The 10,701-nt window shown below is 43.5% G+C and carries 11 protein-coding genes; 5 read left to right on the top strand and 6 right to left on the bottom strand.

All coding sequences use genetic code 11. The features are described 5' to 3' along the window. From VC178_RS04385 to flhD, 3 genes are all read right to left on the bottom strand, one after another. On the bottom strand, positions 1 to 1,319 hold a 1,319-nt coding region (locus VC178_RS04385; RefSeq protein ID WP_323481710.1), incomplete at its 3' end, for a hypothetical protein. Positions 1,320 to 1,504: 185 nt separating this feature from the next. Beyond that, positions 1,505 to 2,068 carry a flagellar transcriptional regulator FlhC gene (flhC, locus tag VC178_RS04380; protein WP_088525986.1) on the bottom strand — a complete coding sequence of 188 codons (564 nt, stop codon included), beginning with the start codon at positions 2,066 to 2,068 and terminating at the stop codon, positions 1,505 to 1,507. A gap of 37 nt (positions 2,069 to 2,105) precedes the next feature. Beyond that, positions 2,106 to 2,438: a flagellar transcriptional regulator FlhD gene (gene flhD, locus VC178_RS04375; RefSeq protein WP_088525987.1), complete on the bottom strand. Its 333-nt coding sequence runs from the start codon at positions 2,436 to 2,438 to the stop codon at positions 2,106 to 2,108. Positions 2,439 to 2,837: 399 nt separating this feature from the next. Here flhD and VC178_RS04370 point away from each other — a divergent pair, with 399 nt between their 5' ends. Then, positions 2,838 to 4,097 carry a response regulator gene (locus tag VC178_RS04370; protein WP_323481709.1) on the top strand — a complete coding sequence of 420 codons (1,260 nt, stop codon included), beginning with the start codon at positions 2,838 to 2,840 and terminating at the stop codon, positions 4,095 to 4,097. A gap of 4 nt (positions 4,098 to 4,101) precedes the next feature. Here VC178_RS04370 and VC178_RS04365 read toward each other — a convergent pair whose 3' ends face one another. The 3 genes from VC178_RS04365 to VC178_RS04355 are packed head-to-tail and all read right to left on the bottom strand — an operon-like array spanning position 4,102 to position 5,662. Next, the gene (locus tag VC178_RS04365) at positions 4,102 to 4,698 is read right to left on the bottom strand and encodes a FlgO family outer membrane protein (protein ID WP_323481708.1); all 597 of its coding nucleotides are present in this window, start codon (positions 4,696 to 4,698) and stop codon (positions 4,102 to 4,104) included. Positions 4,699 to 4,751: 53 nt separating this feature from the next. Further along, positions 4,752 to 5,411, bottom strand: a complete 660-nt coding sequence (locus tag VC178_RS04360; protein WP_215296781.1) for a FlgO family outer membrane protein — start codon at positions 5,409 to 5,411, stop codon at positions 4,752 to 4,754. Beyond that, complete coding sequence (locus VC178_RS04355; protein ID WP_088525991.1) at positions 5,408 to 5,662, bottom strand: hypothetical protein; 255 nt, start codon at positions 5,660 to 5,662, stop codon at positions 5,408 to 5,410. The genes VC178_RS04360 and VC178_RS04355 overlap by 4 nt, the downstream gene beginning before the upstream one ends. 175 nt (positions 5,663 to 5,837) lie before the next feature. Between VC178_RS04355 and VC178_RS04350 the strand changes: the two genes are divergently transcribed. The 4 genes from VC178_RS04350 (at position 5,838) to VC178_RS04335 (ending at position 10,590) form a co-directional block, all read left to right on the top strand. Further along, the gene (locus VC178_RS04350) at positions 5,838 to 6,650 is read left to right on the top strand and encodes a class I SAM-dependent methyltransferase (RefSeq protein WP_323481707.1); all 813 of its coding nucleotides are present in this window, start codon (positions 5,838 to 5,840) and stop codon (positions 6,648 to 6,650) included. A gap of 94 nt (positions 6,651 to 6,744) precedes the next feature. Continuing rightward, positions 6,745 to 7,608: a flagellar motor stator protein MotA gene (motA, locus tag VC178_RS04345; protein WP_088525993.1), complete on the top strand. Its 864-nt coding sequence runs from the start codon at positions 6,745 to 6,747 to the stop codon at positions 7,606 to 7,608. Positions 7,609 to 7,611: 3 nt separating this feature from the next. Next, positions 7,612 to 8,577: a flagellar motor protein MotB gene (gene motB / locus VC178_RS04340; protein WP_216127516.1), complete on the top strand. Its 966-nt coding sequence runs from the start codon at positions 7,612 to 7,614 to the stop codon at positions 8,575 to 8,577. Positions 8,578 to 8,667: 90 nt separating this feature from the next. Next, entirely contained in the window at positions 8,668 to 10,590 is a 1,923-nt protein-coding gene (locus VC178_RS04335; protein WP_323481706.1) for a methyl-accepting chemotaxis protein, read from the top strand. The last annotated feature ends 111 nt before the right edge of the window (positions 10,591 to 10,701 follow it).

Raw genomic sequence — 10,701 nt, 5'->3', positions numbered from 1 at the left:
CTCGCTAAACCATTAAAGCTGATAGTTTGCTGCGCATTGGTAGGTGCTACGTAAGTCACCCCAGAGATGTTGCTAGTGATATTGCTGCTGGTGATTGGGGATGTAGCGCTGGTAATGTTGCCGCTAACTGACACTGGGTCTCGATAGCCTAAAGGATTACTCGTAAATCTCACTGAACCATTGGTAAGATCAGTGGCATCAAAGCCACCCATAAAACTGTTCGTGAAGTTGCCGCCTGTTGGAGTGCTACTAGGGGTATTGATCTTTTGCGCAAAGGCTGCTGCCACTTGCGCCGCACTTAAATCACTAGTGGCAGTGAATGTTAAACCGCCTACAGTTGCACTATCACCTCTCGCTAAACCATTAAAGCTGATAGTTTGCTGCGCATTGGTAGGTGCTACGTAAGTCACCCCAGAGATGTTGCTAGTGATATTGCTGCTGGTGATTGGGGATGTAGCGCTGGTAATGTTGCCGCTAACAGAAATAGATTGTGGTCCAGTGATAGATCCAGTGAAGATCACCGTGCCACTGCCATTATCAGATGCAGTAAAGCTGCCTGTGAAGCTATTTGTAAAAGTACCGTATGCAGAGGTACCACCAGGGGTATTTACTTTTTGAGCAAAAACGGTTGCCACTTGTGCTGCAGTTAAGTCTCTATTGGCAGTAAATGTTAAGCCACCAATGGTTGCACTATCGCCATTAGCTAAGCCATTAAAGCTAATGGTTTGTTGTGCACTTGTAGGATTGCTGACAGTAGGTACGCCATCTACTACCGTAGTGGGAGTTAAATTTTGAGAAGCAACTGCAAAAGTAATCGCATTTAGAGCTGTTTGCAAACGGGTGATATCAATGCCCTGAATTAAAGTGGTTTGGTTATTCACACCATCGGTGCCGCTGACTACCGATAAAGTCTGATTACCAGTGAGTAAATTATTGCCGTTTAAGCTGGTCGTAGCAGCAATTTGCCCAATTTGTCTATTGAGGCTAGCAAATTGAGTAAACAAATTGGTCTGATCAACTGAGTTAAATAAGCCATTGGATACTTGAGTAGCCAAACTCTGCATTTGCGCCAGAATCGATGAAATTGAACTTAAGCCTGTTTGCGTAATATCGATGATGTTGTTGGCGTTAGTGATATTGCCTTGAACAGCGTCTTGGCTAGTGGCCTGATTAGATAATCTAGCAACGACACTAGCTTGTTGTTTAGATAGTGGTTGCTTGCCATCAGCAATCTGCGTATGCGTAGCTTCAAGACGTGCCTGAACATCATTGACTGCACTTTGCAGGCTAGATGCTAAGGTTGTGATCGAATTATTCATACGAACTAAAAAAACACAATAAAATTAATGGCTTAAGTAACTAAGCCATATTAATTAATTACTGTTTTTTTAATGGTTAGAAAAAAGGCACTTAATAGCCTTAATTCCTAAACTCTTCGAGAAATGTTGCTTTGAGAGGGCTTTATTGCTGGGTAAAGCCTATTGAATTAGCTTGTCTTGTTCAGTTAGGCAGCTAGCAGATACTTCTTGTTCTTCTGGTACTTACCTGCTCTAGAGGGCACATTGCACAGATTGCACTCGTACTCTTCGTGGAGGTCATACACATCAACCACAAACTTGCCTTTACAACATGAACAAGTTTCAGTTTTCAGGAGTTTTTGCTCTACAAAACGAATCAGTGTCCAAGCGCGAATCAAACTAATGACTGGCTCATCGCTGATCGGATGGTCATCAGCCTGCTCAATGATGTGATATTGCTCAAGGTAGAGCTGATATGACTTAATGAGTGCCTGAATACCGGTCACACCAGTATTTTCTTTTAAGAAATTGTAAATATTGAGAAATAAAGAAGAATGAATATTCGGCTGCCAGGTCAAAAACCAATCGGTTGAAAATGGCAACATGCCTTTGGGGGGCGAGATTCCCTTTAATTCTTTATAAAGCTTAGTCAAACGCTCGCGTGATAAAGAGGTGTGTGACTCCAATAACTGTAGACGCGCACCCAAATTAATTAACTGAATCGCTAATTGCAGCTGCTCAGTTTCACCAACAATGCTTTTGACTTTCATGATCTAAATTCCGCTTTCGTTATGAATATTGCAGAACTTAGGCAATGGCTTCGGCTTTTTGGCCGGCCATCAAAATAGAACTGTGGACGATAGATTGGGATAAACCCTTAGTATTTTTGGTCAGCATACCCAACATAGCAGCATCGTCAAAGCGGAAGCGCATCAGCATCATGTTGGAGCTGGCCAACTTAATCAGTTGAGAATTGCTTAAATCCCCAATTAAATCAGCGATATCCATACTCACGCCAAGGCGGAAAACAGCCTGCTCCTTGTCTGCTTGAATCATCTGTTGAGCCAGCATTAAATAATTCAGATTCGCTTCACGAATTTCTGTCATAATGCTTTCTTGTGATTTATCAATCAGTTGCATGTTCTATCTCACTTAATTTATGCGATTTAGTACTTTCGCGATGGATGTAGTTTGCCCGACCCATTTTTTTTCTAAATGAGATAAATGCTACAAATTTAGTAAGGAAAATACTTACAAATATGTATAAAATCCATTTTGAGTAGGGATTAATGAGCGGCAATGTCGTGCATTTGATCTTAGAAAATGGATAAAAGAATGGCTATTCAAATAGCCAGCAGAAGCCCGAGCCATCAAGCTAGGGCAGACATGGAGACTAGATTTTGTATACGCCGCAAAGCATTCAAAACTTAGCTACCAACAAAGATTTGGGTACATTGCTCTACTGCCCTGCTCTGCAGCCTGTAAATCAAGATCAGCAGATTTACCGCACTCAATTCACAGCAAATAAAGCGTGAAGTTGTGACTATAAACAACACCAATTCTCCTGAGGATTTAAAAAATCACCACCATTTGGTGTTAGCAAGGTCTCAAGTCCTGATTGTTGAGGACAACCTCATCAATCAAACCGTCATAAAGCAATTTTTAATCCGCGCGGGTGCTCGTATTGATATTGCTAGCAATGGCCAAGATGCTTTAGCGCTATTAAAGACCAAGCATTACGACGCAGTCTTAATGGATATTCAGATGCCCGTGCTCGATGGCTTGCAAGCATGCAAACAAATTCGAGAGCAAGAACATTTGAAGTCCTTACCCATCATTGGACTCAGTGCAGGGGTATTTGCAGATGAAGTTCAGCAATGCTTTGACCACGGGATGAATGACTTTATTAGCAAACCCATCGACCCAGACAAGCTATATCAAACATTGGTGAGTTGGATTTCGCAATTGAAGGTCTCCGATACTGATTTGCATACTTCCTATTCAAGCATGGCGCCCGATCAAGATCTTTCCGACGGCCCCCTAGGAGAACTGTCTGGATTTAACCTCAAAAAACTAGCCCTCTTCATGGCTGATATTTCTTTGACCCATAAACTTCTGAATCTCTTTGCATTAGATTGTCGCGATTGCAGTGTGGGTCTTCAAAATGAAATTGCCATGAATGATTACCAAGCTGCACAAAGTCGTATTCATGGATTTAAAGGATCTGCAGCCACGATTGGTGCTGAAGCAGTTTTTGCTGCCGCTGAATTTCTGGAGGCAGATTTAAAGCTGGGTCAACTCCAAACAGAGAACTACCACCATTTTTTAGAGATGCTCACGACTACGCGGATCAAAGCAAAACAATATCTTGATCAATCGGAAGCGCGCTCAGAGCGCACTACTGTCAAGCAAGATCTCCAAGATAAGCTACTGCAAGATCGCATTATTCTTCTCACTGAAGATAATGTGATCGCACAAGAGGCTCTCAAAGAATTTTTAGAAATCTTTGGGGCGAGCATTGACGTGGCCAGCAATGGTCAAGATGCTTTAGAGCTACTCAAGACCAAGCAATACGACGCGGTGTTGATGGATATTCACATGCCTGTATTGGATGGCTTGCAAGCATGTAAACTCATTCGACAACAAGAACATCTTCAGCATTTACCAATTATTGGGCTGAGTGCCAGGGTATGCGCAGATACCACTCAGCAATGCCTTGATCATGGAATGAATGGCTGTATTGCTAAAACAGTTGACCCTCAAGAGCTAGTCAAGCAACTCGCTCTTTGGATGAACTAGAGACTTATTTATCTAGTCTTAATTTGCCAGCGCTGCACGTGTAGTTCAACTCGCGCACAATCGCTGCACTAATAATTTGATTGCTTGGGTCAATGGCTTTGACATTAATCACCAGCTTATTGGGCATGTTGAGATAAGTGCCAACAATCACCTGGCTAGCGCCAACCTTGGTATTGCCAGTCTGACCAATCTTACGAGTCAAAGATACAATACCGGTATCACTGATGCGAATATCTTTACCAAACTCAACTTGCACAACTCTCTTGCCTGGTATGCGCGCTAGATAAGTACGCATCATTTCGCTCATCACCAAGACATTCGGCTCTGCTTTGAGTGTATTGACATTCACAAAATCGGCAACGAGCAATACGCCGTATTCATCTGGGCCATTAGGATCAAACTTAGGTAATGCCGTATTCAGTTCGGTTGCCATACCAGATACCAGCGCAGTCAAATCGGTTGCTTGCAGCTTATCTTCAAACGTGAGGCATTGCGCATCACTGCGACTGGTAGTGCCGCAAGCTGTCAGACCCAATAGCGCGCCGAGCAAAACAATGACGAGAGGGAGGAAAGTAAAGCGAGAGGCAGGACGAATAGACATATCGATTCAGAATATCAATAAAAGTCGTATTCTACTAGTGGATGCTAGTGGGATTAATTAGTGAGATTTAAGACTGTCATGGTTGGCGGTCTTGGAGGACCATCCAACAAATGCGAGATCAGACGATCAGCAGGCAACTTCACTTGGGCTGTAGACACTACCGCGCCACTGATCACCTGAATCATTCTGACGTTCAAAATCAAACCTTCAGCAGTATTCACATAAGTACCAGTGATGATGCTGCCAGTTTGTACTGGTGGCTTGAGTTGCTTGACATCTCTACTCAAAGAAAACTCACCGCTAGCTTCAATCAGAATATTTTTTCTGAAGGTGATATCTGTGACGGACCAATTTCTTAATTGCATTTCATGCATTAAGTTTTGCGCTAAGAGACGGCCCAACTGAGAAGTCTCATTCAAGGTATTCAGAGCAACAAAATCAGTAACTACTAAGGCACGGCTTCTCATCTCTGGAGAAAGATTGCGCTCAAGCTGCTCAGCAATAAACATCGAAGCAGTATTGAGTGCCCCGGTTGATGAAGTGCTTGGTACTAAAGAAATGGGCTCATAGCGAAACGGATAAGGTGAAACTGTCTTTTCTTGACCTGGCTGGGTCTGTGCATGAGCAGAAGTGAGGCAAGTGAATGCAGTCAATAAAGTACAGGCAAAGGTGCCACGCCCCATGGCGGAGAGCATGTTTAATAATAGTTTCATTGCGCAACCGATCTAGAACTTACGGTCTCAGTTGGCATCATCTTATTGACCTTGGTATCGCTATCAGGCAGTCGAACGCGATAACTCACCGGAAAATCACTGGACATTCCTGGCTGAATAATCATGACTGAATAGTAAGGCTGTGAGTTGCAATTATCACAATTGACTGCATAGGGCGAGCTCGCAGAAGTGCATCCTGAACAAATCAGAAGACTCGCAATCAATAATGAAAGATAATTTAAACGCAACATATCCTTAGCCTAAAACTTCGACACTGCTTCATTTGAATACTTCAATACCAACAAACGTTTTGACACCGCACTGCTTAATATGGCGCGCTTGTGTGGATTCCTATATTCCCTTTACGGCTCAAAATTGCGATTGATGAGGATTTAGTGAAATGAATTTTCAGAAGTCACCGATTTAATGGCAAAGCATTTTTTATTTGGCAAGGTTCCGCATGCGCTGATTGCCCTGATAGTCCAAGGCTGCGCTTTTGTTCTGGCGGCTGCCTTATGTTGGCTTGCGATACAACTAGACTTTCATTTCCCAGGCTTTTTACCTAGTGCCTTTCCCAATCTGGCAGTTCTTTTAATAGCACAAGGAATCATTGCCTATTTTTTAAGCATTACCTTTCGAATGGCCCATTGGTGGCGCTATATTCACCTGCTTTTTCCCTTGGCTATTTGGGTTGCGCTGGCACTGGATATTCCGACTGGCTACTTTTTGCTCGGCTTTCTACTCACAGCAGCCCTTTTTTGGTCGGTTTTTATCACTCAAGTGCCCTTTTACCCCTCCAAGCCCGAGGTTTGGAATGCCGTTTCTGAACTTTTGCCAGGCAAAAAGCTCAGAATTTTGGAAATTGGCAGTGGCCTAGGCAATTTTGCAATTCGCATAGCCCAGTTACGACCAGAATCTTACGTTGAGGGCATTGAAATAGCCCCTTTACCCTGGATGATGAGTGTTATTCAGTCCAAATTTCTCAGATCAACAGCTCTTTTTCGCCTCGGCAACTATGAAAAGGTTGATTTTGCCAACTATGACCTAATTTTTGCCTACCTTTCACCAGCTGCCATGCCCGATCTATGGCAAAAAGCCCTTCTAGAGATGGGTGGTGAAAGCCTCTTACTAAGTCATGAATTTCCCGTGCCCAATATTCAAGAATCCCAAAAAATGATCTTTAGCTCAGATCAACGGGAGTGCTACGTCTACAAAATGGGCCAATATCGCCCCGCTTAACGGGAAGACAGGCACCATAATCTTGCTTTATTCAGGCAATTAAATGTCGTAATTACAGGTATTCTTCTGTTATTCAGGCAAAAAGGGGCTTCTTGTGTTTGTCATCATTGGTTATGTAGTCGTTATTTTCTCAGTCTTCGGCGGATTTATGATGGCCGGCGGTCACCTTGCGGCTCTACTTCAACCGATCGAGTTATTGATGATTGGTGGCGCTGCATTTGGTGCCTTTTTAGTCGGTAATGACATGAAGACCATTAAAGCAACGGTTGCAGCCCTGCCGACTGTGCTGGCTCCATCTAGTTATAGCAAAGCCCTCTATTTAGATTTACTAGCCATGATGTTTGAGTTTTTGACCAAGATTCGTAAAGACGGCATGATGGCCATCGAAAAAGATGTTGAAAATCCTGAGAACAGTGCGATCTTCACCAAGTACCCAAAGATTATGAAAGACCATCACTTGATGGACTTTTTATGCGATTACTTACGCATGATGCTCTCCGGCAATATGGAACCATTCCAAATTGAAAATTTGATGGATATCGATATCGAGACTCACCATAATGAAGGTCATGCAGTCTGTCATGCGATTGCAAAAATGGCCGACGGTATGCCAGCGTTTGGTATTGTTGCTGCGGTGATGGGCGTGGTTCACACTATGTCATCTGTTGGTCAAGTATCCAACAATGAACTGGGCGTCATGATTGCACACGCTCTCGTAGGAACCTTCTTAGGTATTTTGCTTTGCTATGGCTTCGTGGGCCCACTCTCTACCATCCTTGAGCAAAAACTCAATGAATCTACCAAGATGCTCCAAACCGCTAAGATCATTTTGCTAGCGAGCTTAAATGGTTACGCGCCGACGATTGCCGTGGAGTTTGGACGTAAGGTATTAAATTCAACTGAGCGTCCTGAGTTTCTTGAACTCGAAGAATATATTAAGGGCGCCAAAACGCGTTAATCCATGGCTACTAAAGAAGAAAAGCCGCTCATTGTTGTTAAACGCGTTAAAAAAGTTGCTGGCGGACATCACGGAGGTGCATGGAAGATTGCGTACGCAGACTTCGTAACGGCCATGATGGCCTTCTTCCTATTGATGTGGCTACTAGCTTCAGTCTCTAAAGAAGATTTAAAAGGTATCTCTGAATACTTTAAGATGCCAATTGAAAAAATTGTCTCCACCGGCCCTAGCACTACAGGAGCAAGCGGCATTTTTGTTGGCGGCGGTAAAGATCTCACACGTAAAGATGGTGAAGTTTCTAAAGCGGATGACAACAGCGATAAATCTCCGCAAAAAATGCTGGATGAAGAAGGTCTTAAGCAACTGAAGACCAAAGTTGAATCTGTCATTCAAGATAATCCTCAACTTAAAAGCTATAAACAACAAGTATTAATTGACATTACTGACGATGGTTTGCGAATTCAGATTGTAGATAACCTCAAGAGACCGATGTTTGCATTATCCGATGATGAGCTCCAGTCTTATGCACGCGATATTATGAAGGCCATTGGCAAGTCATTGAATGGTGTTGAAAATAAACTCACCCTATCTGGCCATACCGATGCACACCCTTTCCCTAATAAAGAAAAGTCTTATAGCAACTGGGAATTATCTGCAGACCGAGCTAATGCTGCGAGACGAGAATTAGTCAATGGCGGCATGGATGAAACCAAACTATTGCAGGTTATCGGTCTATCTTCTGCCGTTTTATACGACAAGGCAGACCCATTAAACCCCATTAATCGCCGCATCTCGATTATTGTGATGAACAAAAAAGCTCAAGAACGCATTGAGAAAAATATGTCTATTGAGGCAGGTAATGCCGAATCAGTTCAAAAAGGCATTCAAGCAGGGGCTCCTGATGCAAAGGCAGCCGCAGTTAAGGCAACAGACACTAAGCCTGATGTTAAGCCCGCCGCTAAGCCGTAATGCTGAGCCCTAATCAGTGATACCTATCGCCTCTACTCTATGCACTATTAAAAGCATTTACCCTTTCGCCTATTTGTAATAATGTAGATCATGATGACACTAAAGACCGGTCTCCCTAAGCTCCCTTACTTGCCAGTCAAAGTTGGCTTAATCGGCATGTTATTGACCGCGCTCTTGATGGCGGGTCTGCTTTTGCTCAATACCCAAAGCTGGGCACCGGAGTTCAAAATCTCTGGTAAGTCTGCAAGCTCTACTTCCGCTAAAAACACAACTCCTGACTCACCAAAAGATGAGGCTCCGGCACCTGTCGATTTAAATAAGCTCAAAGAGTTAATTGCACAAAATCGCCTCTTTTTAAATACTGCTTATGCAGAAAAAAAAGCGCCTGATCCTGTCTCAGAAGAAGTGCGCAATTTAGCGGACCGTGTTACTCAAGATCTCGCCGATATGAATGCTATTTGGCAATCTTATTTAGCGAGTCCTTTAAGCGCTGAAGAAAAAACATTAGCAACACAATTTACAAGCGATTTTGACAAACTGGTTAACCAATCGATCAAGCCGACTGTGGACCTTTTGCAAGTGAACTACTTATCGCAAGCCAGCGCCCTGCTCGCCCGCACCCAAGGCATGCAAACACAAGTAATAGCTGATGTAGATGCGCTCATCAAAGCCCAAGCGAGTACAAAACTCATTGCCTTACAAAAGAAAAGTGCGACAGAAGTTGCACCTGCAGCACCTTCAGTTCCAGTAGTTGAAACATCAAACACGCCAAGTGGTGAAGTCTCTTCAGTTAAGTCAAATGCGCCATCCTCTGTTAATGGCATGCCTACTGATAAGCTCATGATCATTACTGTTGGCATGCTGATCATGCTTGGCTTGGCACTCCTAATCTCAAGAACTCTGAAACACAGCTTAGGTGCTAGCCCTGAAGAATTAACTAAGGCTGCAGGCTATATCGCTAGTGGTCAATTGGATTACCGCATTACATTGAGCGCAGGTGACCATAGCAGTGCGATGGCAGCTATTAAAGCGATTCAGGGTGAATGGAAGCAGTTCATGCTCGATACCAGCATTTTGAATGCCGCCATGCAAGATGGAAAGTTATTAGGCCGCCGAGATGCTGATCAGCATCGTGGTGCTTTTTATGAATTCGCGCAAGAACTCAATACGACTATTGACCTGGCAATGCAAAAGGGTCAAGTCTCTGAGTCTGCGCAACGTAGTGTGCAACAAGCTCTCCAAAAAGCCTTAACACAAGCTCAAGCTATTCCCGTAGCGCTACAAAATCATGATTTGAGTAAACGTCTTGCGGTTGATAGCGAACTGGAAGAAGTTAATTTACTCAATAAAACCATGAATCAACTCCTAGATAAGATGGAAGAGCTCAGTAGCTTTGCTAAAGGTCAAGGGGTTGAGATTCAAAAGTTGGCTAAAGAGTTAACGCTTTACCATACAAGCCTCATCAAGGGCGCCGAAGAGCAAGCTCAGGTCTTGCAAAGCTCTAATCTCAAGATGCAAAGCTTGGGTGATAGCACAAAACAAAACGCTGAAAACGCCAAACAGGCTCGTCTCATGGCAGTTTCTACCTCTGAGATGGCGAATACCCTCACTGCTGAAGTAGCTCAGTCAGGAATTCCTGCTGAAAAAATGGATAGTATTAATAAGGTGGTCGAGCGTATTGCTAGCTCCACACAATATGTCGCCGATATGAGCGCCAACATCACTACCGCCTCTTTAGATCAGAGCTTGAACCTCTATGAAGTGAACAGCGCCGTATCTCAGGTCGAAAAAATTGCCCAGAAAAATGTAGAAACCATGAAAGATACGGTCCATAGTGGCGAGGCGCTCTTGCAACACGCCAACACCCTAGCCCAAACTTTCGGTCAATTAACGGTTTCAGAGCCTCCAAATGCTCCTTTGAATACCGTTTCGCCTGATACTCCAAAGAGTCCAGAAGCTGAAATTCCCCCAGCAAACCCAGCTGAAAAAGACCCTGACTGGAAGCTGTTTTAAGCTCAAACTTGGGTAAGTTTTTTACCCAAAAATCTGACTAAAACCGGTGTTTTTAGCTATCTATTGCTAATAATCCCAGTTTTAGAAGCTTGAATTAAGGGGGGTTCACCC

The sequence above is a fragment of the Polynucleobacter sp. AP-Sanab-80-C2 genome, from assembly GCF_035012965.1.
In the GTDB taxonomy this organism is placed as follows: Bacteria; Pseudomonadota; Gammaproteobacteria; order Burkholderiales; family Burkholderiaceae; genus Polynucleobacter.
Note: the sequence above shows the minus strand (reverse complement) of the source record. Positions and strands in the feature narration are given on the sequence as shown.

Coding starts and splice junctions, on each gene's coding strand:
- flhC (WP_088525986.1), bottom strand. CDS start 2,068: ATGAAAGTCAAAAGCATTGTTGGTGAAACTGAGCAGCTGCAATTAGCG.
- flhD (WP_088525987.1), bottom strand. CDS start 2,438: ATGCAACTGATTGATAAATCACAAGAAAGCATTATGACAGAAATTCGT.
- VC178_RS04365 (WP_323481708.1), bottom strand. CDS start 4,698: ATGTCTATTCGTCCTGCCTCTCGCTTTACTTTCCTCCCTCTCGTCATT.
- VC178_RS04360 (WP_215296781.1), bottom strand. CDS start 5,411: ATGAAACTATTATTAAACATGCTCTCCGCCATGGGGCGTGGCACCTTT.
- VC178_RS04355 (WP_088525991.1), bottom strand. CDS start 5,662: ATGTTGCGTTTAAATTATCTTTCATTATTGATTGCGAGTCTTCTGATT.
- VC178_RS04350 (WP_323481707.1), top strand. CDS start 5,838: ATGGCAAAGCATTTTTTATTTGGCAAGGTTCCGCATGCGCTGATTGCC.
- motB (WP_216127516.1), top strand. CDS start 7,612: ATGGCTACTAAAGAAGAAAAGCCGCTCATTGTTGTTAAACGCGTTAAA.
- VC178_RS04335 (WP_323481706.1), top strand. CDS start 8,668: ATGATGACACTAAAGACCGGTCTCCCTAAGCTCCCTTACTTGCCAGTC.